This is a genomic window from Paraburkholderia ginsengiterrae (assembly GCF_001645125.1).
Taxonomy (GTDB): domain Bacteria; phylum Pseudomonadota; class Gammaproteobacteria; order Burkholderiales; family Burkholderiaceae; genus Paraburkholderia; species Paraburkholderia ginsengiterrae.
This window is the reverse complement of sequence record NZ_LXKA01000154.1, coordinates 18,799-44,008: the sequence shown is the minus strand read 5'-3', so window position 1 is coordinate 44,008 and position 25,210 is coordinate 18,799. Positions and strand designations below refer to the sequence as shown.

The 25,210-nt window shown below is 65.1% G+C and carries 18 protein-coding genes; 9 read left to right on the top strand and 9 right to left on the bottom strand.

The window, feature by feature from the left end:
* The first annotated feature begins 19 nt into the window (after window positions 1-19).
* Window positions 20-1,867 carry a type III secretion system outer membrane ring subunit SctC gene (gene sctC, locus A6V37_RS12480; RefSeq protein WP_064266283.1) on the top strand — a complete coding sequence of 616 codons (1,848 nt, stop codon included), beginning with the start codon at window positions 20-22 and terminating at the stop codon, window positions 1,865-1,867.
* A 106-nt stretch (window positions 1,868-1,973) separates the two neighbouring features.
* Here sctC and A6V37_RS12475 read toward each other — a convergent pair whose 3' ends face one another.
* Window positions 1,974-3,011: a response regulator transcription factor gene (locus A6V37_RS12475; RefSeq protein WP_064286031.1), complete on the bottom strand. Its 1,038-nt coding sequence runs from the start codon at window positions 3,009-3,011 to the stop codon at window positions 1,974-1,976.
* A gap of 638 nt (window positions 3,012-3,649) precedes the next feature.
* On the opposite strand from A6V37_RS12475, the gene A6V37_RS12470 reads away from it, so the two are divergent.
* The gene (locus tag A6V37_RS12470) at window positions 3,650-4,723 is read left to right on the top strand and encodes an aromatic ring-hydroxylating dioxygenase subunit alpha (RefSeq protein WP_064266281.1); all 1,074 of its coding nucleotides are present in this window, start codon (window positions 3,650-3,652) and stop codon (window positions 4,721-4,723) included.
* Here the strand turns inward: A6V37_RS12470 and A6V37_RS12465 are convergent.
* Genes A6V37_RS12465 through A6V37_RS12450 form a run of 4 tightly spaced genes read right to left on the bottom strand, consistent with a single transcriptional unit; the run spans window position 4,699 to window position 10,670 of the window.
* Window positions 4,699-5,478, bottom strand: a complete 780-nt coding sequence (locus tag A6V37_RS12465; protein WP_064266280.1) for a class I SAM-dependent methyltransferase — start codon at window positions 5,476-5,478, stop codon at window positions 4,699-4,701. The genes A6V37_RS12470 and A6V37_RS12465 overlap by 25 nt on opposite strands.
* A gap of 3 nt (window positions 5,479-5,481) precedes the next feature.
* Complete coding sequence (locus A6V37_RS12460; protein ID WP_064266279.1) at window positions 5,482-6,381, bottom strand: phosphotransferase family protein; 900 nt, start codon at window positions 6,379-6,381, stop codon at window positions 5,482-5,484.
* Window positions 6,382-6,391: 10 nt separating this feature from the next.
* Window positions 6,392-9,928, bottom strand: a complete 3,537-nt coding sequence (locus A6V37_RS12455; RefSeq protein ID WP_064266278.1) for a hypothetical protein — start codon at window positions 9,926-9,928, stop codon at window positions 6,392-6,394.
* Between the two features lie 31 nt (window positions 9,929-9,959).
* Complete coding sequence (locus A6V37_RS12450; protein WP_244174033.1) at window positions 9,960-10,670, bottom strand: DUF3455 domain-containing protein; 711 nt, start codon at window positions 10,668-10,670, stop codon at window positions 9,960-9,962.
* A gap of 371 nt (window positions 10,671-11,041) precedes the next feature.
* Between A6V37_RS12450 and A6V37_RS12445 the strand changes: the two genes are divergently transcribed.
* The 5 genes from A6V37_RS12445 (at window position 11,042) to A6V37_RS12425 (ending at window position 18,314) form a co-directional block, all read left to right on the top strand.
* Window positions 11,042-12,181, top strand: a complete 1,140-nt coding sequence (locus A6V37_RS12445; RefSeq protein WP_165614408.1) for a cupin-like domain-containing protein — start codon at window positions 11,042-11,044, stop codon at window positions 12,179-12,181.
* A 180-nt stretch (window positions 12,182-12,361) separates the two neighbouring features.
* Entirely contained in the window at window positions 12,362-13,174 is an 813-nt protein-coding gene (locus A6V37_RS12440) for a hypothetical protein (RefSeq protein WP_064266276.1), read from the top strand.
* A 197-nt stretch (window positions 13,175-13,371) separates the two neighbouring features.
* Complete coding sequence (locus tag A6V37_RS12435; protein WP_082902619.1) at window positions 13,372-15,591, top strand: glutamate cyclase domain-containing protein; 2,220 nt, start codon at window positions 13,372-13,374, stop codon at window positions 15,589-15,591.
* A gap of 64 nt (window positions 15,592-15,655) precedes the next feature.
* Complete coding sequence (locus tag A6V37_RS12430; protein ID WP_064266274.1) at window positions 15,656-16,051, top strand: type III secretion system chaperone family protein; 396 nt, start codon at window positions 15,656-15,658, stop codon at window positions 16,049-16,051.
* A gap of 4 nt (window positions 16,052-16,055) precedes the next feature.
* Window positions 16,056-18,314, top strand: coding sequence for a hypothetical protein (locus tag A6V37_RS12425; protein WP_064266273.1), 2,259 nt, complete (start codon window positions 16,056-16,058; stop codon window positions 18,312-18,314).
* On the opposite strand, the gene A6V37_RS12420 is transcribed toward A6V37_RS12425, so the two are convergent.
* Both A6V37_RS12420 and A6V37_RS12415 read right to left on the bottom strand, forming a co-directional pair.
* Window positions 18,287-19,492, bottom strand: coding sequence for a cytochrome P450 (locus tag A6V37_RS12420; RefSeq protein ID WP_064286028.1), 1,206 nt, complete (start codon window positions 19,490-19,492; stop codon window positions 18,287-18,289). The two genes, A6V37_RS12425 and A6V37_RS12420, sit on opposite strands and share 28 nt — an antisense overlap.
* 129 nt (window positions 19,493-19,621) lie before the next feature.
* Window positions 19,622-20,206 (bottom strand): hypothetical protein, encoded by a 585-nt coding sequence (locus tag A6V37_RS12415; protein ID WP_064266271.1) that lies wholly within the window; start codon window positions 20,204-20,206, stop codon window positions 19,622-19,624.
* A gap of 315 nt (window positions 20,207-20,521) precedes the next feature.
* Here A6V37_RS12415 and A6V37_RS12410 point away from each other — a divergent pair, with 315 nt between their 5' ends.
* Both A6V37_RS12410 and A6V37_RS12405 read left to right on the top strand, forming a co-directional pair.
* Complete coding sequence (locus A6V37_RS12410) at window positions 20,522-20,929, top strand: HrpB1 family type III secretion system apparatus protein (protein ID WP_064266270.1); 408 nt, start codon at window positions 20,522-20,524, stop codon at window positions 20,927-20,929.
* A 79-nt stretch (window positions 20,930-21,008) separates the two neighbouring features.
* On the top strand, window positions 21,009-22,124 hold the full coding sequence (locus A6V37_RS12405) for an asparaginase (protein WP_064266269.1): 1,116 nt from the start codon (window positions 21,009-21,011) through the stop codon (window positions 22,122-22,124).
* 143 nt (window positions 22,125-22,267) lie between these two features.
* Here A6V37_RS12405 and A6V37_RS12400 read toward each other — a convergent pair whose 3' ends face one another.
* Together A6V37_RS12400 and A6V37_RS12395 are read right to left on the bottom strand one after the other, a co-directional pair.
* Entirely contained in the window at window positions 22,268-24,049 is a 1,782-nt protein-coding gene (locus A6V37_RS12400) for a beta-propeller domain-containing protein (protein WP_242665753.1), read from the bottom strand.
* Between the two features lie 37 nt (window positions 24,050-24,086).
* Complete coding sequence (locus A6V37_RS12395) at window positions 24,087-25,127, bottom strand: porin (RefSeq protein WP_064266267.1); 1,041 nt, start codon at window positions 25,125-25,127, stop codon at window positions 24,087-24,089.
* Between the last annotated feature and the right edge of the window lie 83 nt (window positions 25,128-25,210).

The window sequence follows — 25,210 nt, the reverse complement described above, 5'->3', positions numbered from 1 at the left end:
CCTATTCGTGGATTTCCTGATGAAGAAGAAACGGCTCATCTGCGCTGCCCTGGCGGCAGCGTCCCTGGCATTCGCGACTGGCGGGCACGTTGCCGATGCGGCGACGATACACTGGCGCGGTTCGATGGTTCATATCTCGGCCGAAGGCAAGGACCTCAAGGAAGTCTTGCGTGATTTCACGGCCGGCCAAGGGGTGCCGGCCACCATCTCGGACGACGTGCATGGCACCGTGACCGGGCAGTTCGATATGTCGCCGCAACGTTTTCTCGACACCCTCGCGTCGACCTTCGGCTTTGTCTGGTTCTACGACGGCAACGTGCTGTCGATCAGCGACGTCAACAGCGTGACGCGTCAGGTCGTCAAGCTCGACTATGCGAGCACGGCGGACCTGCGCGCCGCGCTCGACCAGTTGCACGTCGCCAATCCGCGCTTTCCGATCATGTATGACCCGAGCCAGGGCACGGCGCTCGTGAGCGGGCCGGTGCCTTACGTGCAACTCGTCGCGGAGGTCGCGCGCCGGCTCGATCAGAATGCCGGGCAGCGCACCGGGTCGGAGGTGCGCGTGTTCTCGCTGCATCATGCGTGGGCGGCCGATCACAACGTCGAGATCGACGGCAAGACGGTCTCGGTGCCCGGCGTCGCGAACGTGCTGGCCGGCATGTATCACCCGCAGGACAAGAGCGGTTCGCGCAACGGCGGCGGCGACGACGAGCGCAATGCGGTCGTGCCGACCATGCGCCGTCTGCAGCCGATGCAGGACGTGACCGGCGGCACGAACGGCGGCGGTTATCCGGCCGGCGTCACGCCGCCACCGCTGCCGCCTGGCATGACGGGCAGCGGCGGGTCGGCCCAGCCCAGCCTCGGCGGCTTGCTGCAGGGCATGGGCGCGGGCGGCGGCGCCGCCTCGGGCATGCCTTCGCTGCCAGGCTACGGCGGCGGCGCGAGCAGTTCGAGCAATTCGGGCGGCGGCGACTTCGCCGGGGCACCCGGCGGCGGCACGCAGTCGCTGCCGGTGATCGAAGCCGATCCGCGCACGAACTCGGTGCTGATCCGCGATCTGCCGCAACGGCTCGCGCAGTATCAGTCGCTGATCGACCGGCTCGACGTGAAACCGAAGCTGATCGAGATCGAAGCGCACATCATCGAGATCGACGACAACGCCCTCAAGCAGATCGGCGTGGACTGGCGCGCGCACTCCAGCCATCTCGACTTCCAGACCGGTAACGGCAACACGCAGCAGAACAGCTACAACGGCAACATCAATCCGATCTTCGGCACCTCGACGCTCGCCGACGGCACGACGGTCATCGATACGACGCCGGCGGGCGCGTCGCTGACCGCGGTGCTCGGCAATGCCGGGCGCTATCTGCTGGCGCGCGTCAATGCGCTGCAGGAGACCAATCTCGCGAAGATCGACGCGAGCCCGAAAGTGGCGACCCTGAACAATGTCGAAGCCGTGATGGATCAGAAGACGCGCTTCTTCGTGCGCGTGTCGGGCTACACCTCGGCCGATCTGTACAGCGTTTCCACCGGCGTGTCGTTGCGCGTGCTGCCGCTCGTGGTCGACGAGAACGGTCAGACGCAGATCAAGCTCAACGTCCATATCGAAGACGGCTCGGTGACCAGCCAGCAGGTCGACAACATCCCGGTCATCACCACCAGCACGATCAATACCGAGTCGTTCGTCGGGCAGGGCGAGAGTCTTCTGATCGCGGGTTATCGTGTCGACCAGCGGACCAATGCCGAAACCGGCGTGCCCGGCTTGTCGAAGATTCCGCTGATTGGCGCGCTATTCCGCTATCGCGACGACGAGCACAGCCATATGGAGCGCCTGTTCCTGCTGTCGCCGCGCATCATCGAGTTTTGAGCGTGCGATGCGCCGTGCCGCCCGTCGTGCCATCCGTGGTGCGGCGATCGTTCGGTCACCGCACCCATCGGCGGCGCGCATTTCGCCGCTAGTGCCCGTGTTGCGTCTAGCCGCCGCGGCCGCGTGATACACGTCCCGCCGCCCACAACGCGACCAAGGCTTGCGGCGCAGTGGAGCCGCAGGCAGGGAAGGCGGGCTCGGTCGCCGGGTTGGACCAGTACGGCGCATTCAGCGCGGTTTCGCTGTCGGCCGGATGGATTTCGGCGTGCGGCGTCTCTCGCAACGCACAGCGCGGCGCCTGCTCGCGTTTGGCGACCGGCGCGGCTTGCGATGGCATGGCGCTCAACATCGCAAAGGTCGGCGCCGCTTCGACGCGGGCGATCTCCGTGTCCGCGCCGGCCGTTGCCGACAACGGCTCCGGCGCAAGCATGGGTCTGGCGAGCTCGACGGGCACCGTCACCGTTTCGATGCGGTAGCCATGCGCATACATGGTCCGCAGATGCACGCCATGAGCGCCGTTCAGATCGAGTTTCTTGCGCAGCTTGTAGATGTGCTGTTCGAGCGTGCGTCCGACAATATCCTCGGAACTGCTCCATACCGCGCCCGCAATCTGACGGCGGCTCACGTATTCGCCGGAACGCGAGAACAGCAGCCACGCAATAGCGAATTCGCGCGAGGTCAGCCGTACCGGCTCGCCGTCGACGAGCACTTCGCAGGTGCGGCGCTCGAGCCGGTACGCGCCGCACTCGAGCCGGTCGTCGGCTTCGGCGGCCGGCGCCGGCTGGAAGCGCCGCAAGGCCAGATGCACACGCAGTACCAGTTCGCGCGAGTCGACCGGCGACAGCACGACATCGTCGGCGCCTGCATCGAACAGATGGGCGATGTCGGCGCGGTCGTCGCGGGCGCCCACGACGATCAGCGGAGCGCGGCGGTCGGCGTAACAGGCGCGCCGTGCCAGCACCGGGCGCAGCGGATTCATTCCAGTGTCCGCATCGATCAGGATCGCGCTGTATTCCTCTCGATATACCGAGCGCGCGAGCGCAACGTCGTCGTCGAACTGCCGGCAAATCGCTCCGTCAGCTTCGAAACACTGACAGATCAACCTGAAAAGCGTCCCGCTCCGGGTCATTACTGCAAGTTTCATTTTTCCTCCGAGTGGTCCTGGCGCACGACAGACTCGTACGCGACGGGAACCACGGCCTGGCGGTGGGATTTCGCTGCGAGTGATCGAACAGTAGAGCGACAGATGGATCAAGGGTGTAACGGTTTGTTTCATTTAAATCGCATCGATTTACGGAAAATATAGTCGGTTACATTTGCGCAAATTGTGGATCGCATTTTGCGAACAACTTATCGGCATTTAGCGGTGAATTAGCAGGCTGATACGGATTGGGTATTTTTTTCATCCTTGCCGAATCTTTCAGTCGATTCGACCGGATCACGGTGAAAGGCCTGTCCTATCAAGCCTGTGGCAAGAAACCTTTCAGAATTGAAAGTAAAAATTAAGCTAATTGAGCTTTTGTCGGACGTATGAATAGAAGTCGGTTGATACAAGTTCGCTTTTTAAAACATCAGGCCGCATTGCATTGGTGATCTGTATGTCGTTTATTGCACCTGGATTGGCTCTATTTGGGAAATGGCGTGAATCCGGATGCGCGTGAGGATTGTTGAGCGTATTGCGATACGGCTTGCTTAGCATTGAAGCTGCACGCGGCCCGCAGGTGCGTCAGATATGCACCTCATTTATCGGGCCGCACCGCTATTCGCCTCGGAGTTCATCCAATGCCGTTTCTATCCAGCGCCTGGTATGTCGCTGCATTCAGCCGCGAGGTCGTCGCCGACGCGCCGTTTGCGCGCACCTTGCTCGACCGGCCGCTCGTGTTCTATCGCGAGCCGGGCGGAACGGTCGTCGCGCTCGAAGACCGCTGCCCGCATCGCTTTGCGCCTCTGTCGCGCGGACGGCTGATCGACGGCGCGCTCGAGTGTCCGTATCACGGCCTGCGTTTTGGCGCGGCGGGCACCTGTGTGCTGAATCCGCACGGCGATGGACGAGTTCCCGCCGGCGCGCGCGCACGGTGCTATCCGACGCGCGAACGTTACGGCGCGATCTGGATCTGGATGGGGGAGGCGCAGCAGGCGGACAGAGTGCCGCTGCCCGACTTCGACTTTCTGGATCCGGAGCGCAATGTCACGAGCGAAGGGTATCTCCTGACGCAGGCGAACTATCAGTTGAGCGCCGACAACCTGCTCGACCTCAGCCATTTTCAGTACCTGCATCCCGATACGCTTGGCAGCGACATGATGGCGCGCGGCACCGTGCAATCCGCCAGCGAGGGCGACACCGTGCGGGTGCGCCGCATCATGCAGGGCGAAATGCTCCGGCCGTTTGTCGGGCAGGCGTTCGGGGTGCCAGACGGCAAGGCGGCGGATCGCGAACTCGACGTGCGGTGGCAACCGCCTGGCTTGCTGACGATCACAGTCAGCGTGCGCGAAGCCGGCGCGCCGCCGGAAATGGCGCGCGTGGGCATGTCCGCGCATTGGCTGACGCCGGAAACGGCTACCCGTACCCACTATTTCTTCGCGTTCGGCCTGCCGCGCGAGATGGGTGAAGAGGGCGCCGCGCTGGTGCAATACTCGGTCGAAGGGTTGATGAAGCCGTTTCGCGACGAGGATCTGCCGATGCTCGAAGCGCAGCAGCGGGCCATCGGCGGGCGCGATTTCTGGTCGCTGCGCCCGGCCATGTTGCCCATCGACGCCGGCGCCGTGCGCGCCCGGCGCATCATGGAACGCCTGATCGCCGACGAGACCGCGCTGGGCGATACCGCCGGGATTCAGGCCTTCGAGGTGGTCCGGTAACTGATCATCCACCAGCGGCCGCCGGCTCCGGTCGAATAGACCGGCTGTTGCGCAATGCCTGCCAGCAGGCTTGCGATCTCGGTCTCGGTCGGAAAATTCTTGACGATTTCAAACGGCGTGCCGTCGATCAGGGTGCGTTCCTCGAGCAGGTTGCCTTCATCGTCGAGGCGCCGCTTGCCGTGCCAGCCGTACGGCAACTGGTCGGCAAAAACGACCCGCGCGCCGGGCGCGAGTTTGCCGTGCAGCGTGCGAAGGAAGGCCGCTATTTTCGACCGGGGCATGTGGGACCACCAGAACAGCGCGTAGGCAGCGTCGAACTGGCCCGACACGCCTTCGAGCGTATAGGCGTCGGCGAGCTGGCAGCGCACGTGCGCGCTCGGGGCCATTCTCGTCCTCGCGAGCGCCAGCGAAGCGGTGTCCCGGTCGGTGGCCAGTACTGAACGCGCCGTGGCCGCCACGGCGTGCGTCCAGTAACCGGTTCCGCAGGCGATTTCGAGCGCATCGCGGCCGTCGAGCGCGCTTTGAAGCTGAGCCTTCAACGGCGCGAGATGCTTCTCCACGAGAGGCGTTCCGTAGCCCACGGAGACGTCGTATTCCGGCGCGCGCGCCGCATAGTACGCGGCGTGTGGATCAACCGCGTGTTGATCCGCGTGGCGCGTCGAGGTGTCGTCCTCAGCGTGCGTCTTTCCTTCACGCTCCGATGGCGTGGCGATAGTTTGAAGGCGCGGTTGATCGCGCATGTCGGTCTCGGACACGGGTTACTCCTCGGAGATCAGTTGTTCCACTAGCGGCAGTAATGCCGCCCGCTCGGCGTTGCCTATTCCTTCGTTCAGACGCGCCGCTGCCGCTAGCGGGATCCAGCGCCCCAGCCGGGCGGGGCCGTCGGACCAGAGGGCAAGCTCGAAATAACGCTTCAGGTACGCGTCATGTACTTCGCGACGCGCCGCTTCCTCGCGCGCTGTGATCACGTGGGCGGCGGACGTGCGTCCGAATCTGAGCAGGACGCACGTTCTGGCGACGTCGCCGGTTGGGCGGCCGCGTTCTGCCGCCATCCAGTCGATCAGTGAGACGGTTCCCTCGCCACACAGGAGAACATTGGCCGGATGGAAATCACCGTGGCATAGGCGCGTTTCGTCTGCCTCGGGTAAGTCGAGCGCATCCAGTGCCCGCAGCGCCGCAGCGCGCAAGCGAGGAGGCAAGTCTGGTGCCGCCTCGATCGACTCGCGCAGCGTCGCGTGCTGATGAGGCAGGCGCTGCAAGCGCGCGTGCGGGCCAGCGTGGACGCGATGCACCGCGCGGTGAAGTTCTGCCAGCCGTTCACCGCTGCGCGTGAGCGGCGACGCACATCCCGTGCGACGCAACGCGTCGACGAGCGGGTGTCCTTCGGCATGCTGATAAAGTAATCCGTAACGTCCCGCAACGGCGACGATGCCGCCCGTGGCCGGGACACGAAACGCCGTTGCGTCACAACAGCTTGCATCGCTCAGGCTTCTGGCGATGCTCGCCTCCCGTTCGATCTGCCGCAGCGGATAACCCGCATGGAAGAGCTTCACGACCCAACCCGGCGACCACACGAACACTTCGGAAGTGCGGCCCACACCGAGCGGCGCCGAATTCAGTGTGAACGCATCAGGCGGCCTTGCGAGCAGTTCGGTCATCGTGGCGTCTTTATACGATTGCGCCCGGCGTGGGGCTTCCTGGTGCAATCGGTGGCGCCGCCGGTGTTGCACTGGAGCCGGTAGACACCGCAGGACGTGGCGTAACCGGCGCCCACATCGTCAGTCCGACACCGCTCTGCGTTTGTTCATGCGACGCACGCACGCCATACTTCCACCCCTGCGAGCTGCTGCGCGTCGTCTCGCGCAAGCCATACAAACCCAGCGGCCGCCACGCATGCGGGTCGTTCAGTTCGTCGTGTATTTTGGTTTCGAGCGCGAGCAGCTTAGCGTCGATCGCGGCACGCTCGCGACGGCTCGGCGCGTTGCCGCGTTGCTCATTGAGCTGATTGCTGAGCGTGAGATAGTGGTTGAGTTTCGGCACGCGCTCTTCCTTGATGATCCAGCGCTCGCCGAAGGCAAATTCGCCGGACGCTTCGTCCTGTGCCTGTTCGATCACCTGTTCGAGCCGCTGCGCTCCCACGCCGTCGACCCACGCAGGATTGCCGCGAATCGCGTGACGCCAGTCGTCCGCGTTGCGGTACATCACGTCGCGCAGCATGAATTCGGGCACGAAGCCTCGACTGTCGCGCGTCAGATAGATGAAACCGGACCGGCCGGCGCGCGCGAATTCCGTCGACGCGGCGGCGAGCGTCTTGCTGGGTGCGCTGACCGATTTGACGTCGCCATGACCGTCACCGTTCTGGATCAACCGCGGCGCAAATTGCGCGCCGGCGCCTGCGGTGACCGTGTTCTGGAAAACGGTCGAGTCGACGACATTGGTGAATTCGCCCGACTCGGTGCGATTGCCGCCCGCGAACAGGGTGGTGTTCAGCCCCGCGTTGACGTAGAGGCCAACGCGGTTTGGCGCGGTCGGGCTGTCGTCCACATTGGCGCGCACCGCCACGCCGGCGGTCGGGGTCGCCGTGATGGTCGTGGCGCCGTAGGACTGCGAAGAGAGCGAGATGCGCGGATTATCCGCCGTCAATTCCGCGAGCTTCTGCATGAAGCCCTCGGGCGACGCGGATTGCTCGATGGCGTCCCAATAGGCGTCGATCATCTCGCCGCTGTCGTCGCGCCATTGGTTGGCGTCGGGCGTGTGGCCAAGGCGCGTGGCTGACGCGCGATGCGCGCGCAGCACGACGGTGTCTTCGCGCGATACCGCGCCGTTCACCGAGGCCGAGGCCACCGCGCCGGCGATGCCTTTCACTTTGCCGAGCTCGCCGCCCACGCCGAGAAAGCCTTGCGCCCCGAGCGACGTATTGACCCGGTTGCGCGTGCCGAACTGCATCTGGCCGCCGTCATACGCGGTGCCGACCGCATAGACGGCGTCGCGGCCGCCCATGGCCGCGAGGATCGGGCCCACCGAGGTCAGGCGGATTTTTGCGGGCAGATTGCCCCACAGGTTCATGTCGAGGCCGAGCATGCCGCCGTCGTACGACGTATAGATCGTGCCGAGGACGTTCTGCTTCATCAGGTCGTGCTGCTGGTCGCGCAGGTTCTCCGTCGAGATGCGTTCGAGCGACGCGATGCCGGGTTGGGTGGTCAGCTTGCGCGCCGCGTCGATCTTCTCGCGCAGTTGCGTGGCAAGCGCGGGATCGTCCTGCAGCATGCCGCTCGCCGTGGTCCAGCGTTCGAGTGCGGCGAGCGTGAAGCCGGATTTGGCGGCGTCGCTGGGCGCGCCGTGGGTCATCTCCTTGACGAACGCGTCGCGCCGCTCGCGGCTATCGAACAGATCCAGGGTCTGCTGGATGAGTGCGTCGTTCGCGGGCGTGCGCATGCCGGCAACCTGATCGCGGGCGTCGCGCCACATCCGCTGCGCTTCGCGCCGGCCGATGTTGAACGATTCCGGGCGGCGCTTCTGCAATTCGCGCGGCGCGGCATCGGTTGGGACATCGGGGCGCGCGGTGCTCCATGTCTCGAGACGGCCGGCGTTGAGCGCCATGTTCATCAACGCGGCCGGGTTCGTCGCGTGTGGCATCTGCTGGCGGCTGTAGTCCAGCAGGTTGGTGCGCACGTCGATCAGCGCGGTGTCGTACTGGCCGCGCAGCGTGTCGAAGAACGGCACGTCGGCGCCGAGCATGTTCGGCATCGCGCGGTAGGGGGTGCGCTGCCTGCTGAAAGCGCGCGGCACGTCATGCGCGGCGAGCGCCACTCGCGCCTTCGCGCGGGACATGCGTTGCGCGGGCGGGGCGCCGTCGATCGAACCCATCGCGCGATCTTTTAGCGCCTGCCGCTTTGCGCCCAGTTCGACCCACGTCGTGCCGCTCTCGTAGAGCGTGCGCGAGGCCTTGTCCAGCGGCGAACCGCGGCCGCTTTCGTCGAAGCCCCATTGCCATGTGCGGTAAGCGGTGACCTGTTCCGGCGAACACGTGCCGATGTCATGTGCGTTTGCCGGCGCGCCGGGCAACTGCCGGGCGGCGCTCAGCGCGAGCACGGCTTGCCGCGCGCGCGTGTCGCCGAGCAGGCGGTCGCGCGTGCGGTCCGGATTCAGCGCGGCCGGCGTCGCGCCAAGATTCTTCTCCAATGTGCGCAGTTTGTGGCCGGCCTGCAGATAGACCACGAGCCGCGCCGCCTTGCCGTTGCCGCGCTCGGCATCGGCCTGCGCCGCGCCGTATTGCAGGCGCAGCAGCCCGTCGAGCGCCGCGCAACGGGTGTGCGCGAGATCCTGCGCGCATTGCCACGCTTGCTGCTCGGTCGCCTCGTCCGGCACGCTGATGCGCGCGTCGTCGATGTCGAGCGGCTCCTGCAGGCGGGCGAGGATGCGGGCGGCGGTTCGCGCGTCGCCTCCGCTGGTTCGCGCGAGGGCGGTCGCCAGCGGCATCACGCAATCGTGCGGCAGGCGTTCGACCATCTTGGGGAGCGCTGCATCGGCCTGCGCTGGGCGTTGACGGCGCTGGGTCAAACCGTCGAGCAGCGCGTTGAGCGCGTCGCCATGGGCCGCGGCCACCTTGGGGTCGCTGCTCGCGGGGGCCGGGAACAGCGCGCTAACCGCGAGCGTCGGCGTTTCGAAGTGCCGATCCAGGTCGTCGGCCCACGAACGAGCCTCGGCATGCAGCGTGCGCTGCCGGGTGCGGCTCAGAAACGATCTGATCGCACGCGGACTCATGAACTTGGGCACCGGCGCGCTCCGGCTGGCCGTGCCGCCTGTCACCAGATGCCCGCTCGCGCGTTGCACCGAGCCGCCGCCGAGGCGGCTGCCCTGAACGCCCATGCGCACCTCGTCGCGTGTCGGCGGCGCGGGTTCGGCGACAGGTTGCCGACGGGGCGGGCGCGGCAGCGAGGCGTCGGCGAGCGGATTCTTCAGGCCTCCAGAAGATGTCTTCGTCGATTCGAGCTTGGTGACCGTGGTCGTGCTCGTGCGAAAGAGGCGGGTGGCGGGATTGTGCGCGGCCTTGTCCGCCACCTTCGCGAGGCCGCCGAGCGGTGTGTCGGGAGCGGGACCGCCGGGTGCCCTGGCTGCCGGTGGCTGGGCGACCGTGGCGTTCGACGCCTGCGCGCCGTTGCCCGGCAACAGTGTGCTCAGCCACGACATGGGGCGAAAATTCATCCTGTTCTCCGAAACGTTCGGCGGTACGGCCTCACTGTCCTTGATTCTGTGCGGCACCCGGTGTTTCGCCGTGCAGTACCGCCAGGGTGGGCGTGGCGACCGGCGCGACGGCGCTGTCAGCAGCGGCCGGTTCGGCCGCCCGATAGAACAGATAGGTCGCGGTGTACGGCACGAACAGCGACGTGCCTTCCTGGTCGCACGCGGTAACGGGCGGCAAGCCGCCTGTCGTCTGCACCCGTTGTACCGACGTGCTTCTCGCGAAGCGTCCTTCGCCTTGCCGTGCGCCGCCGGCATTGAAGCGCGCGGCGAGTCGCTGCCACGGCGGCGCGCGTGTCGTGACGATTTCCTCGCCCGTTACGCGGCCGATCATGTAGCTGCCGTCGTAGGCGGTGAAGTAGCGTCCCGGGGCGACCGTGCCGACACTCTGCCGGGCCGCGTCGACGAGGGTCGCTTCAGAGCCCGTTCCTACCCACGACAACCGGTTGCCGTCGCGGCGGCAACTGTAGGTCGTGTCGCCGACGGCGGTCAGCACGTCCTGGAGAATTTCCTGTGGCGTCGCGCGCAGGGACGCGGGCAGGGTGGCGTTGGCAGGCGGAATCTGCTGAGCCTGCGATGGCGGCAGCGCGCAGGCGGCCAGCGAACTGGCGAGCAGCGCGACCGGCACGATGCGAATCGCGCTGCCGCCGCGACGATTGCCGCGCGGGGCCACCATGCCGTGCGCGAGCGTGATGAGGCGGAGCACGGACGGCGGCAAAAAGGAGGTCGGGAAAAGAATCATCTGCACAGTGGGCTCACCGGGGCGCAATGTACCGGAGTACAACCGAAACCTGGCTCGCCCGGAGTGGGCAACCCGAATTTCTGACCGATGGGGCGCACTGACGCCCGCCAACGCATACCAACGCGCAGTGTCGCCGTGCATTCGCCGGATTGCATCCTGCTTCGCGTGGGACGAAACGTGTGGGCGGGTGATGGGGGACAGTAGGGCTTCGCCGCGATTCTGGATCCTCTTGCCCCGACCTTGACGAGCCTTGCTTTGAAAGCCATTCCATGCGGACCGTGCGTGCGGAAGCAAACCCGATTCGCGCGCGGCGGGCGGGGTGCGCAGTCATGCGCATGAGCCTCGACGAAAGCGTCAGTTCTTCCGCGCTGCTCGCGCGGATGTTGTACGAGCGCATGGCCGAGCACTATCTGCCGACTGCGCGACAGGTGAGTGTCGCGCTCGAAGTGGCCGACGCGCGTGAACTCGATTGCCGCTTTGTGCTGGGAGAAACGCTCACCCTGTCGCGCGAAACAGCGCCTGCCGATGCGGCAATCACGCTGACACGTGACGCACTGGCATGGGCTCTCGCTGAGCCGACACTTTTCGACTGGCGCAGTGAGGTTTTCCTGGCCGCCTGCCAGGGACGTTTTCAGATAACGGGTGAATACCGCATCGCGTATTACCTGCTGCAATTGCTCAAGCGCCCGGATGCCGCGGCGCGCGCCGCGCTGGCACGCGCGCGGTCCATAGCGCCGGCGGCACTCGCAGCGGTGGAGGTGACCCCCGTCTGCAATCGCGCGTCGATGCTCGACGCCGTTCTTCGCAGTATGCCGTTGCATCTGCGGCGAGTGCTCGACTGGCCGGCGCTGCAATGGGATCCTGCCGAATGGGACGCACGCTATGGCGACACGGTAGTGCGCGCGGCGGTGGATGGCGTTCAGCCGCTGCTGCTGCGCGATATGTTGCCGCTGCGTGAAGCGTCCGAAGCGCGGCATGCCGATCCGAGCCGCAACGTGCCTGTGTACACCGATGGATGCCGCCTTCCCGACCGCCTCGCCCCATTGTTCGCACTGCCATGCCTGCCCGCCGCATCGTTCAGCGCCGCGCAACTCTGGAGCGGCCGCCAGCGCGGCAGCACCGTCACGGGACTGCATTGCGACATTGCCAGTTCGTTTCTCGCCCAGGTGCGCGGCCGCAAGAAAATGCGGCTGTATGCGCCGGCGCAGCGCGACCGGCTGTACGCGCTCGACGCGTTCAATTCACATCAACTGTGCCGCGTCAATGCCGATACGCCGGACCTGAAGCGCTTTCCGCGATTTGCCGAGGCGCAGTACGCCGATGTGCTGCTCGAACCAGGCGATCTGCTGATCGTGCCGACCGGCTGGTATCACTGCGCATGGGCGCTCGACGACGTCCTCTCGGTCAGCCGCTTCATGAGCGACGAGGTCGCGCAGCGCCTGAATGACGAAGCGTGCAGTTCGCGGCATGCGTGACGCGTATCCTGATTTTCGTTTGTTCGTTCATTGCTGCGCACCGGGCGCCACGGCGCGGCGCGCTCGTCATAACGTCTGGGATACCCCGCCGTGTATCCGGCCCGGATGCCGGCCGGCCGCGGGGCGCGCCGCGCCGCGGCGCGGCCGCGCGCGCGGGTTCAGTTTGCGAGAGGAATTGTCATGTCGAATGACGCCATTTCCGGCTTGTCGTTTCCGTCCATGTCGCTGTCAAGCTCCTACGACGCCGCGTCGTTTCAGCGGGCGCCAGGCGCGCAGGAGGGCGACGATAGCGCCTACTGGACTTCGTGGCAGAACAAGATCGACCATTCAAGCTCGAAATGGGACGCGGCCGGCAGCGCATCGAATAGCGCGCTGGATGACGCCTTGCAGCAACTCCTCACCGCGCTGATGGAAATCATGAGCGAGTCGAGTTCATCGGGCGGCGGAGGGTATGGCGGCGGTGGTGGTGGTGGCAGCAGTTTCGCGCCGCTCAGCCATGCCGGCCGTTCTTCAGGCGGAAGCAGCGGCGGCGGCACCGGCCAGCACGGCGATCTGAATGTAAAGCGGGCCGGCTCCGGCAACCCCGCGGGAATCGCCGAAGGACTGCTGAATAACTCGGCCTCGAGCATCATGCAGAACCAGCAGGTGCCGATGGACAAGGGCATCCCCACCGACGTGTGCTGCGCGAACTTCGCGTCCGCCTGCCTCGTCAAGGCCGGCGAGCTGCCGGAGTCGCAACACACGAACAGCGTCGGCACCCTGGCGAGCGAGCTCAAGGGCGACGGCTGGCACAACGAAAGCAGAAGCCAGGCCAAACCGGGTGACGTGTGCATCGTCGGCGGCGACGAGCATGTCGAGATCGTCGCGAGCAATGACAACGGCCGCATTACGCTGGTCGGTTCGAACAATACGGACGGCGGCTCCGGTCCCCAGGTCGTTTCGTACGATAACTGGACGGGCAATCAGGGTGACGTGCAGTTCCTGTCGCAGTGACGGGTGGCGACCACGCACAAGCACGCACAACCACGCACGGCCTGAAAATTCTTTCGCTATCCATAACGATGACAAGTCGATTAAGAAGTTCGCCCGCGCGTCGATGACATCGCCTCATCACGTGTGACAGTTTTCTTGCGCTCGTAGAGTGGCCTCTTGCTGTATCCGCGATATGACGATACGGAAGGGGTTTCCAGATGAGTTCAAAAATAACCGGGGCAGGTGCCCCCGATCCCGAACACAACATAGGCAGTGCGGGCGGCCCCGCGCAACAGCCGGCCAAACGCAAGCCGACTGCGCGACCTGACACGCCGTCCGGATTGACGAAGCTGTCCGCCCAGGCGAAGGGACTAGCGGCGAGGTTCGGCAAAGGCAAGGCGTCCGATGCGCAATCAGCGCGGCCGGACGATGCCGATGGACAGGAAGCGCGCGTCTCCGCGAGGCTCGATCGTTTGCTGACCTCCAACGATCTGCGCGACGTTTCCCGATTTCACGTCGAGGGCGGTGCGCTGAACGCGGCCAAAGCGCTCGAACAAGCCGACCGGGTGATGATCCTGACCGGCTTCTCCGTCGATCACACCAATCCCGACGATCCCACCAGCCCTGGCCTGCCGGAAACCGACGGGCCGCCGGGTGCCGCCGCGCTCGCTCATTCGTTGTGGGAACTCGGCAAGGTGGTCACCTTTGTCACGGACAAGGCCAACGAGCCGGTTCTGAGAGCAGCGGTGAAGGCGCTGAACCCCGAGGCCGAGAGATATGCGCGCTTCGACGTGGTGGATGCGCCGCACGGAAGCCGCGCCGCGTCGAAGCAGGCCGATGCGTTGCTGGACAAGCATCGGCCCGACGCCGTGGTGGCGATCGAACTGCCGAGCCGCAACGAGAACGGCGATCGCCTCAATATGCGTGGCAAGAACATCAACGGCTTCAATGCGCCGGTCGATCAACTGCTGATCAACGCGAACAGGCGCGAGGGCGTCACGACGGTCGGTGTGGGAGACGGCGGCAACGAGGCAGGCATGGGCGGCCTGGAAAATATACCCCAGGCGCTCAACGGCGACACGATGGCCGCCGCGGTGCCGGCCCAGCATCCCGTCACGGCATGGAACTCGAACTTCGGCGCGACGGCGATCGGCGCGGTCATGCTGCAGCGCGCCGGCAAGCTCGACAAGCTCATCACCGGTGAACAGCAGGACGCGACGATCCGCGCCGCGATCGGCGCCGGCGCGGTGGACGGCGTCACGCGCGGCAGCGTGGTCAATCAACCCACGCCGGACGGCAGGAACTTCACGGGAGTCGACGGCCACTCGCTCGACGTGCACCGCGGCATGCTGGAACTGTTGCGGACCAATGTCGCGCAACTGCCGCCGGGCGGCATCGTCGCGCAGCGCTCGCCGGACCATGACAAGCCTTTCCTGATCGGCCTGTTCGATTCGGGCAACGGCGGGCTGATTGCCGCGCGCAACGTTGCCGGGTTTCTCAAGTACCGCTCGCCCGGCAAGGCGCGCTTCGTGATCGTGACCGATCATGGCGCCGGTGCGTACGGCGGCAAGGAGCGCGGGGAACTCGTTTCGCTGGTCGGCAAGGGGCTGAAAACGGGCCAGGACATCGGCGTGGACATCATCGCCATGGCGTGCAACACGGCCTGTACGGCCTTTCCGGAGGCACAGGACGGCATTCATGTGCCGGTGGAAGATCTCATCGGCAACACGGCAGAGGAAATTCCGCGCCGCGGCGGCGCGAGGCCAGCCATCCTGGCTACGCAAGCGACGGTCGAGTCGCCCGTGTACGCGGACAAGATCGCGCATGCCGCGCGCGTCGGCGATCACGCGAATCGCGACGTGAGGCTGCGCGACGGCTACGCTGTTGGCGCGCCGGGATGGGCCGAATTGGTGAACGACCTCGATCACCTGAGCGACGATCCTGAAACGTCGCGCAAGGTCGATGAAGCCGTTGCGAAGTATGTCGACAAGGTGCCCCGGGACGCTACGTCGGTGTGGCTCTGCTGTACGCACTATCCGGCGTTGAAGGAGCGCATCGAAAAGAGACTGGGAGAGCACGGCATGGGACACGTACCGGTAATCGACCCGATGGAGTTTCAGGCGGAGAGGGTCATCAAGTTTCTGGACGAGGAGGCCATTCTCGATCGTAGTGACCGGATGCCTACGCTCTCACCGGTGGTGTTGACCACCAGTTCCGATCTCGGGGCGGTCAAGACGTCGGCGAGGGAATTGCTGGGCCGCGATGATGCGGAGGTGGTCTACACGCAACTCGGCACAGAGCACACGATCGCCCTGGTGGCGCCGTTGCGCACCGCCGCCGCTCACAAGAGCGCGGCCTCGCGGCTCATGCCTCATCGTCGTCATTCGCCACGGCCGCCGGAACAAGGCGACCAGCCGCCCGGACAGAAGTCGACTTGAACCCATTCGCGCGGCCTGAGTGAATGGGGCCGCGCATCAACCATTTTCCGCGAGCGAACTTTCCATGAACACTTCCGAATACCGGCGCGTTGTCGAGGAACTCTGCAAGGTCGTCGGCTTCAACTCGCCGAAGACGCTGTTCGACGGCGGCCGCCTGAGAATTGACGACTATCTCGTCGCGCTGATTTACGACGAGACGTTCGACCCGGATCTGCTGCAGGTCTATATCGATCTGGGTCCGATTCCCGCCGACCGGGCCGCGGCTTGCAAGACGTTCCTGAAGATCAATTTCAACCTGAGCGCGAGCCAGCGGGGATCGTTGAGTGTCCATCCGCAGACCGAGCACCTGTTTTACTCGTTCAGATACCGGCTGGATAAAAACGCATCGGGTCAGGCATTGCTCGATTCGCTGATCCGCTTTGTTGGCGACGTGGGGCTCGAAGCCATGGCGACGGTGTGACGCGATGGTCAAGGTGACATCCGGCAGCGGCGCCGCGGGGTTTGACGGCGAGGACGGTGAGCCGCGCGACGCGCAAGGCAGCGCTCCGAAGGGCCCGGCCCCGGCGCGTCAATCGCCGCTGCCCGGCCTGAATGCCCGCTCACGGGATGAGCCTGACGCGTCGAGCCGCGCCGCGTCCGTGGCGCGCCGCAAGCGCGCGTTGCCGCTCGGTGCGAGGGCGAATCCGGAGCCGACCGCGCCGCAGGACAACAGCGCCGACGAGCAGGACATCAGCCGTGCGTTCGCGCTGATCGAGGTGGCCAATCGCGCCGACGTGAAGCTCTCGCCGAAAGATATCGCCTACGTGCTGGGCTACGAGCGAGCGCCGGTGATGGGGCGCCGTCTCGACGCGATGAAGCATCGCTTGCCGCGCCTGAAGAGCCGTTGCGACCGGTTTCAGGAGGTGGTCGATCATCTGCACCGGCGTGCCATCGGCGAGCAGCAGGAGCGGGAGCAACAAGGGCGCCTCATCGAATGGCTGGATTCGTCCGGTCCGCAAGCGCAAGCCAGTTTCGATCTGCATCACGCGGACTCGGGCGGGCCGCTGAAGATGCAGCCGCTAATGTTGCATCGACAGTTGGACCCGCAGCTGGATCTGCAGGAACCCGCGCGCGCCGCGTTCGATGCGGGCCATCTGCTTGCGTGGCCGCCCGAGGCGCTTGCCGTGTTACCGACCGAACAGCGTGCATGGCTCGATACGCGCCGCGAAACATGGCATGCGTTGGGCATAGAAAGCGGCTCACAGATACCGGCTTTCATCGACGATCATTTCGAGTGCGTGACCTTGAGCGCCGACCGTGCCATGCCGCGCGAACTCGAACGGCTCTGCGAGCTCGACCCGCAGGTGAAGGACACGCTGCACAAGCTCCAGCGGCAGGGCGCAACGCTGCAATTCGTCAAATGCAATCAGACACCCGATGCCGTGCTGGAGGCGATCCGCCACGTGGCGACCCAGTCGCAGCACAACTTCGTGTCGAACTGGCTGCCGCCGCTCGTCAAGGCGGACGTCGCGCCAACGGTGCGGCAGGCGGACCTCGATCGCATCAACGAAAATCACCCCAGGCAGTGGGCCAAACCCTTGTCGAAAGTGGATGAAGAGAGCTTCCGGGGCAAGCTGCTCGAGCGGCAGTCCGCGGAAGACCTGGCCGGCAAGCTGGACCTTGACCGCTCGACCGCGTTGATCCAGACGTTTTCCCGGAGCGTGATGTGCGTCACGGCAAACGCTGGCGATGCCGCCTCGATGCGCGAGCTGGCAGCATTGAACACGAAGCTTGCCGATACCTTCGGCCGCGAGTACGCCCATCGTCTGCTGACCGCCGACGACGCCAACAGCACCTCGGAAGGCGCTCAGGCGATCATCAAGTCGCTGGCGGTGATGGCGCCGACGGTGGAGGTCGTGGAGGGCGCGCTGCATCTGGGCGGGGTAGCCAAATTCATCGCCGCATCGGGCGACGATGTCATGGCCGAAGCCGCCGAACTGTCGGCGTTGCGCGGCGCCGGCATGACCGAGGCGGAGATGCGCAAACGCATCGTGTTTCTCGCACCATTCGCGACGGCGGCGCTCGCGGCGGCCAGTTCGATCGACACCGTCGCGCACAAGGCCGGTGAACGGGCGGGCGGCGCGTTGTATTCGGTTGGCGCGGTGATGCTGTCCGCGGTGACCGGCATCATGTCGGTCAAATATTTTGCCGGCCACTATCGGCAGCTCGAAAGCGAGGGCAAGCTGCCGGGCCATCTCAGGCTGCCGCCGGAATTGTACGACAGGCTCGATGAGTTGAACGCCATGGACCTCTCGAAGGACCGGATGATCGCGATCGTCGACGACGCGCTGGAAACTTGCGGCGCGGAACCCGCCGAGCGCGAGGCGGTGGTCGCACGCATGCGTGAGCTGGAGGCGCCGGAGATGGCGGCCACACTCATCGAAGAGAGCAAGCCGGCCGGGTGGCGCGAAGCCTGGGGCGCGGGCGCGCGCGAGGCGATGGGCATCAATCCGGCGCGGCTGGGGTTGACCATCGGCACCTATACCTCGCCGCTGATGGGCGCGGCGCTCGGGCCGTACTTTCTGCATCAGCCGGTGCTGTATGCGATTGCCGGGTCCTATGAAACGATTGTCGGCGCGGCCTCCATCTGGGCCTACAAGCGGACCTTCGACATGCGCTGGAACCGCTACGTGGATCGGCAGCAGGCGCCCGAGGATCAGGACGGCCGTTCGAGCCAGAGCTGATCGAAGCCATGAAACGTGCCGCGCTGCAGACGCCGCGATCCGGCGGCGGCCAGTTGCAGATCGGGCATGCGTTGCAGCAGCGCATGCAGCAGCGATTCGAGCTGCATCCGCGCGAGCGAGAGGCCCATGCAGCTATGCGGTCCCGCGCCGAAGGTCAATGAGCGGCCCTGGGCACGCGCCAAGTCGATTTCGTTGGGCGACGCGAACTCGGCCGGATCGCGATTGGCCGCGCCTAGTAGCAACACGGCCAGTTCGCCGCGCCGGATCAGTTGACCTTCGAATTCGGTGTCTTGCCAGGCATAACGAAAGATTCCCTGCACCGCGGGATCGTAGCGGTAAAGCTCGCGCACCGCTTGCGGAACCAGCGCAGGCTCGTCTAGCAACGTGCGCCACGCGCGCGTATCGCGCAATGCGGCGCCCACGCTATTGCCGATAGTCAGCAAGGTCGTGCCATAGCCCGCGATAAACAGAAACAGAATGTTGACCAGCATCTCACGACGCGTGAACTCGCCTTCTCGTTCGAGTTGCAGGAACCAGGCGACCGGATGATCGGGCGAGCGGTCCGGATCGATTGCGCGCACGAGCGTGTCGATATGGTCGAGAAAGGCTTGGGTCTGCGCCATCGCGTGGGCGCGTTGCCCGGCCGTGAGCTGCGCGCCGCTGATCAGTTGCCACGCGCCCATCGAGGCTTGCAGATAGTTCGCGGCGTTCGACTCCGGAAAGCCGAGCAGATGGCAGATCGTGCGCAGCGGCAGCACGCTGGCGACTTCGGCGACGAGATCGAAACGTCCCGCGTGCTGCAACGGCGCGAGCAGGCGGGCGATGTCGGCATCGATAAAATCCTGCAGGCGCGCGAGCGACTTGCGCGAGAACAGCGGTGCAAGCAAGCGCCGCAGGCGCTCGTGGTCGTCGCCGTGCTGGAACACGATCATGCCGGCGTAGCCGAGCGGGTCGCCGGCCCCCGGCTGCATCGCCGGTGGGCGCGCGGAGAAATGGCGGTCGTCGAGCATGCGTGTGATCAGCGCGTGCGACGAGAGCAGCCACACGCCGCTCGCATCGCGATGCACGGGACAGTTCTCGCGCAGGTATGCATAGACAGGATACGGATCGTCGAATCCGCTGCCCATGATCGACGGCAAGACGCTGCGTAGTTCCAGGTCCAGTGTGTCCAGTGTCATGTCGGGTTCAATTGGTGGGAGCGGGGTGGGTAGGACTTGGGCGTCAGGCACAGGACAGCGCGGGGAGGGCGAGGCGCACGAGCCGCACCCTGCCTTGGACTAGACGGGGTGCGGCCATGACCGGCACGATCAGAAGTCGTTCTGCTGATTCAGGTCGCCGTCTTCCACACTGACTTGCGAGGACGAGAACGTGACGTTGCCGCCATCGCCCTTGCTGCCTTGCACCAGAGGCAGCCCGAGGGGATTGCCGCCGGTCTGGAGACGGTTGATCTCCTTGGTGGCGCCGGAATTGAGCGTGACGCTGCCGTCCGCGCCGATCACGCCCACCGAATTGCCGCTACCGTTGTAGAGCGTGCCGTCCGGTCCTTCTTTCAGATGCAATGCTTCACCGCCGGCGCCCGAGTTGATCTTGACGTCGCGGAAGCCGCCCTGGCCTTGCCCTTCGTTCTGGCCGAGGTTGAAATTCTGATTGCCGCCCACGCCCTGGTTACCGCCCTTGTTCATGAACGTGGCCGGGTCGTACGGGCTGTTGTTCTGGGGGGAACCGGAGCCATTGTTGCTGCTCATTTCGGAAAAGAGCTTTTCAATGTCGGAGATGAGCTGCTGTTCTTCTCCGCTGTTCGCTCCGCCGGTGGACTGGGAGCCGTTGAAGTTCATGTCGTACATCGACGAGTCGTTGTTCAGAAACTGTGACGTAATCGCGTTGTTGGCCATGGTTCTCTCGCAAGTTGGACTTTCGGATGCCGGGGGAGTCGGCGGAGTCGATGGCGCGCGCCGTCCCAGCGAAAAGGGTATGGGATTGCGTTTGGGATGCGTCGACGGATGCGAAGTGAGGTGCCGCGCTGCGAATTTGCGCGTGAGCGGTCGATAGGCCGCGAACGGGGCCGGTCGTTTCGTCCGGCGTGACGGAAGACGGGGCCCGGGACTTCGCCTGCGTGACGGGTTTTTCGCATTGGCCTCGCGATGCCACGGCGTCGCTGGGACAATGAAAGGTCGGATGCGGCCAGGCCACGTTCGCGAGGACGAAACATGACGAACATTGAATGCGGTCCGAAGGTGCTCGGCGTGCTGCTGTCCATCTTTAGCGCGGGGCTCAGAGTGGGGGCGCATGCCGACCTCGAGGAACTGCTGCTGGCATTGCGCCTGCTCCACCCGAAGCAGGCGGCGGTCGATATCTGCGAAGTGCGCCTGTACGTCAATTCGCGCAGGTGGATCGAGGCGCTGCGCCTGCTGATTCACATCGAAGAACACGATCCGGGCTCGCCGGCTATCCTCGCGTTGCAGGGCTGGTGTCTCTACGTTCTGGGCGACAAGGACTGGCGCCGCTGCGTCGCCGCGGTTCTGCGCAGCGGCGATGCGACCGGGATTGCGATTGCCGCCAGGTTCCTGGAGGTGAGCGGGGAGTCGGTCGCCGAACGGATCGCCGAAGTGCTGTGATAGGTGCTGTGATACGCTGGCCGCCGCGAGCGTGCTTCAATGCGCTCGCAACCATTGAGCGATCACGGGGAACACCAGCATGAGCCTGCATGAAATCGCACCCATCGCGCCCATCGCGGCGACCGTCTACCGCGGCGATTCGATTGAGAACACCCATCTGGCGCACGTCGCCATTGTCGACGCAAGCGGCCGTCTGCTGGCGTCGTTCGGCGACCCGTCGCGCATGACGCTGGCGCGTTCCGCCGCGAAACCCGCGCAAGCGTTGGCAGTGCTGGAGACCGGCGCGCTGGAGCGTTTCGGTTTCGACGAGGCCGACCTTGCACTGATGTGCGCTTCGCACAGCAGCGAGCCGCGTCACATCGAGCGCACGCGCCAGATGCTGGCCAAGGCGCAGGCGAGTGAAGCGGATCTGCGCTGCGGCGGCCATCCGCCATTGTCCGATGCCGTCTACGTTGACTGGCTGAAACGCGACTTCAAGCCAGGCGCCGTGTGCAGCAACTGTTCCGGCAAGCACGCCGGCATGCTGGCCGGCGCACGGTCGATCGGCGCGGCAATCGAGGGCTATGAACTGCCCGGGCATCCGTTGCAGGTGCGTGTGAAGCACACGGTCGCGCAAGTGTGCGATCTGCCGGACGAGGCTGTGCAATGGGCCACGGACGGCTGCAATCTGCCGACCCCGGCGTTTCCTCTGGACCGCCTCGCGCGCCTGTTCGCGAAGCTGGCCGCCTCGCAGGACGCGGTGGAGCAATCGGAGTCCCAGTCCCAGCCCTCCCAGTCCATTACCCCGCGCACGGCGGCGCTTGCGCGCATCTATCGCGCGATGGCTGCGTATCCGGAACTGGTCGGCGGCGAGGGCCGGTTCTGCACGGAACTGATGCGCGCCTTCGACGGCGCCTTGATCGGCAAGGTCGGCGCGGACGGCAGTTATGCGATCGGTGTGCGCGCGTCACGGCAGACGGAGAAGGCCGGAGCGAACGGCGCGCTTGGCATTGCCGTGAAGGTTGAGGACGGCAACGTGGGCATACTGTATGCGGTCGCAGCGGAACTGCTGCGGCTGCTGGACATTGGAACGGCGGAGCAGCGCGCGGCGCTCGCGTCGTTTCACGCGCCGCGAATGCTCAACACCATGGGCGTGGAAATCGGCCGCCTGGCATTTTCCGTCGCGCTGAAGGATGCGACGGGACGTACTCAATAGATCCGGCCGAAAGGGCGCCAGGGCGCTAGCGCGATAGGGCACCGCGCAGGCGAAGAAGCCTCCAAGCAACTGTGCTAAAAAAATCCCGCCAGCGAAAACCGCCGGCGGGCCAAAGCACTCAAGCAACCCACCTCAAAACAAACTTACCGCGGCGGCCAGGGTTTGGCCGGCGCGCCCATCATCGGCTTGCCGAGCAATGGCGTCGACAGTGCGTACGCGCCATTCTCCGTAAACGCCCAGATGATGTTTCGGTCGTACTCCGTATAAATAGCGAGCACGCCCTTGCCCAGCGTGTAGCTCGGCAGCTCGCTTTCGTCCGCCAGCGCCGGTACGAAATAGCCGGCAATGGTCGGCTTCTCCGGATTGCGCACGTCGAAAATCTGCACGCCGGCGTTGTAGAACGAATAAGGAATCACGCCCTGGCGCGAGCCGCCCGGCTGGCCGATCGCGTTCGAGCGCTTCGGTCCGAAGTTGCCGCCGCGCTGGCAGAAGCTCGTGAACGGCGCACCTTCTGGCGGCGTCGGCTGAGGCAGTTTGGCCGCGACCCGCAGATGCGACGGATCGCGCGCGTCGACCACAAAGATGTCCTTATACGGCTCGTAGCAGTCGCGGTTCATCGGATAGCCGCTCGTCAGCACGTAGCCGGTGCGCTCGTACTGGCTCACGTCGGCATTGTCGTATTCGGTGCCGGCGAAACTCGGCGCGGTATTCACATTGCCGAGCACCTTCGGCTTGGCCGGGTTCGACAGATCGAACGAGTAGAGGCCGAGGCCGCCCATCGCGCCGAAGCCGATCTTGCCGCCTTGCTCCAGCGGCTTCGGCAGGAAAATTGGAATGCGCGAGCCCATCCACGAGGTGCGGTTGCCCGCGCGCGGATTGGTCAGGTAGGCCTGCTCATGTGCCTCGTTGCCGATAATCTGTCCAGGCACCGCGATCTGCGAGACGAACTTCGGATCGGCCGGGTCCGACATGTCCCAGACCTGATAGCCGGGCGAGTACAGATAGTTCGGGTACTCGGTCAAGCCATAGCTGTCGTCCGGCGCGGCCGACAGGATCATGTACTTGCCGCCGTAGTATTCCGGCGCATCGAGCGAGCCGGAGCCTTGCTGCTGACCGATCGGCGCATCGGGATGTTTGTAGTCGGTCGTGCGCGTGGCGATCAGCTTCCACTGGCTCGGCAGCGGGCCGTCCATTTCGAAGACCTTGAAGCCCTTGAGTTCGTTGTAGTGGCGTTGCGCCTCGACCTTGTCCGGCTGGTCGATCTTCTCGGTCATCAGGCCATAGCGGCCGATCTCGAACGAGGCGACCAGCACCGGCTTGCCGAGCTTCCTGCTCCAGGCGATGGTGGCGCCGCCCAGATAGTCATGCACGTTGTTCGGGTCGAAGTGTTCGGTCGGTCCTTTGGGGCCCCACGTGCCGCCCTGCGAAAACACCACCTTGCCGTTGGCGGGGTCGGTGACGTCCATGATGCGCAGATAGTCGCGGTCGTGAATGTAGAGATAACGGCGCCCGTCGAAGTCGGCAATGTTGTTCCACGCGTGAAAGGGCGAATCGACGAGCGGATAGAACGCCAGAACCGTCACGTCCTTGGCATAGCTCTTCTTGTCCCACGTGCTCATCTCGCCGGGGAAACGCTGGCCCTGATGCACTTCGGGCGTGGCCTTCGGCCACACGAACTGGCCGGTCGCCGGGTCCATGCCGTAATCGACCCCGGGCTTCAGCGGTGCAGGCCGGCGATCGGGCGTGAGACGCAGCCACGCGGCGAGATAGGGGTCCTTCACGTTCGGCGTGCCGGGCGTGATTTGCGCGCCCGAAGCCGCGGCGGCAACGGCGGCAGCGGGCGCCTCAGATGCGGCTTCGCCGCTGGCGCAGGCCGCCGCCGACATGAACGCCAGCACCGCGCCAATTGCGAGAGATGATTTCAAATTGCGTTTGCGAAGCATCAGCTTCCTCCTTTTTATATTAGAACGCGTGACGGATACCGAACTGGAAGCCGCTTGGGTTCTGTCCGCCGTTCGGGTAGACCTGGAACGTCACCGGATAGGGAATGGGCACGTCGTGCTTATGCTGCACGTGCGCAAAAGTCGTATACAGGTCGGTGCGTTTCGAGAGTGCATGAATGAAGCCGATCACGCCGCCATTGGCGGTGGAGATCTTCACGTTGTTGTCGTCGTGACGATGCACGAGGCTCAGATACACGCGATTGAATCCGTCGATGTTCCAGCGCGCGCCGATCTGCGCATCCCAGCCTTGCGAATTGAACGCGACGTAGGGCGGATACGCGTAATAGCCGTTGTACGTGTGATAGATCACCGTCGGCTCGAAACCGCCGAACCTGTACACCGCCGAGAAATAGTTGTCGCGCGAGGAATGGATCTGCGACGACTTGAAGATATCCCGCGTGTACTGCAACTCGCTCACCGCACCCGCAAAGATCGGACCGTGCCGGTATTCGATAGCGGTGCTGAAGAATCGTCCGGCGCGCGTGCTGTCGCCTACGCCGGTGGTCGCCATGATCCGCCCGGTAAAGCCGAAGAAGTTCGGCGTCTTGTACTGGATCGCGTTGTCCACGCGATACGACGCATAGAAGAACTCCATGTTGTTGACCATGCTGAAGTCGGCGGCCCAGCTCGGGTCCGCGTAGCCGGCGATCCAGTATGAAGGCGTGAACTGGCGGCCCATTGTGATTTCACCCCAGTTGCCCTTCAGGCCTACGAACGACTGGCGAAACTGCGCCGACTGCACGCCGGTGTTGGCGGAGAACATCGGCTCGATGGTGAACACCGCCTTGTTGCCGCCGCCCAGGTCCTCGACGCCGCTCAGGTTGAAGCGCGAGTTGTTCAGGCCGCCGCTCGACATGCGCGTCACGTTGCCGCCGGAGCCGGAAGAGATCAGATGTTCGATGTTCAGGTCCACAAAACCTGACAGCCAGACGCTCGACTGAGCATGTGCCCCGGCGCACGCGAGCATCAAGGCGCCTGACACGAGTGTGGTCTTTTTCATTCAGTCTCCAAACAGATCGTCGTTCTTTTCGTGTGGGTGAGAGCTGTCGGCGCGCTCGACAGCCACGGTACGGCGTTTCTCGT

Excerpts from the sequence above, each read along its gene's own strand:
- A6V37_RS12445 (WP_165614408.1), top strand. The coding sequence starts at position 11,042 with ATGAGCCTCGACGAAAGCGTCAGTTCTTCCGCGCTGCTCGCGCGGATG.
- A6V37_RS12420 (WP_064286028.1), bottom strand. The coding sequence starts at position 19,492 with ATGACACTGGACACACTGGACCTGGAACTACGCAGCGTCTTGCCGTCG.
- A6V37_RS12475 (WP_064286031.1), bottom strand. The coding sequence starts at position 3,011 with ATGAAACTTGCAGTAATGACCCGGAGCGGGACGCTTTTCAGGTTGATC.
- A6V37_RS12410 (WP_064266270.1), top strand. The coding sequence starts at position 20,522 with ATGACGAACATTGAATGCGGTCCGAAGGTGCTCGGCGTGCTGCTGTCC.
- A6V37_RS12460 (WP_064266279.1), bottom strand. The coding sequence starts at position 6,381 with ATGACCGAACTGCTCGCAAGGCCGCCTGATGCGTTCACACTGAATTCG.
- A6V37_RS12470 (WP_064266281.1), top strand. The coding sequence starts at position 3,650 with ATGCCGTTTCTATCCAGCGCCTGGTATGTCGCTGCATTCAGCCGCGAG.
- A6V37_RS12425 (WP_064266273.1), top strand. The coding sequence starts at position 16,056 with ATGGTCAAGGTGACATCCGGCAGCGGCGCCGCGGGGTTTGACGGCGAG.
- A6V37_RS12455 (WP_064266278.1), bottom strand. The coding sequence starts at position 9,928 with ATGAATTTTCGCCCCATGTCGTGGCTGAGCACACTGTTGCCGGGCAAC.
- A6V37_RS12415 (WP_064266271.1), bottom strand. The coding sequence starts at position 20,206 with ATGGCCAACAACGCGATTACGTCACAGTTTCTGAACAACGACTCGTCG.
- A6V37_RS12395 (WP_064266267.1), bottom strand. The coding sequence starts at position 25,127 with ATGAAAAAGACCACACTCGTGTCAGGCGCCTTGATGCTCGCGTGCGCC.
- A6V37_RS12435 (WP_082902619.1), top strand. The coding sequence starts at position 13,372 with ATGAGTTCAAAAATAACCGGGGCAGGTGCCCCCGATCCCGAACACAAC.
- A6V37_RS12430 (WP_064266274.1), top strand. The coding sequence starts at position 15,656 with ATGAACACTTCCGAATACCGGCGCGTTGTCGAGGAACTCTGCAAGGTC.
- A6V37_RS12440 (WP_064266276.1), top strand. The coding sequence starts at position 12,362 with ATGTCGAATGACGCCATTTCCGGCTTGTCGTTTCCGTCCATGTCGCTG.
- sctC (WP_064266283.1), top strand. The coding sequence starts at position 20 with ATGAAGAAGAAACGGCTCATCTGCGCTGCCCTGGCGGCAGCGTCCCTG.
- A6V37_RS12405 (WP_064266269.1), top strand. The coding sequence starts at position 21,009 with ATGAGCCTGCATGAAATCGCACCCATCGCGCCCATCGCGGCGACCGTC.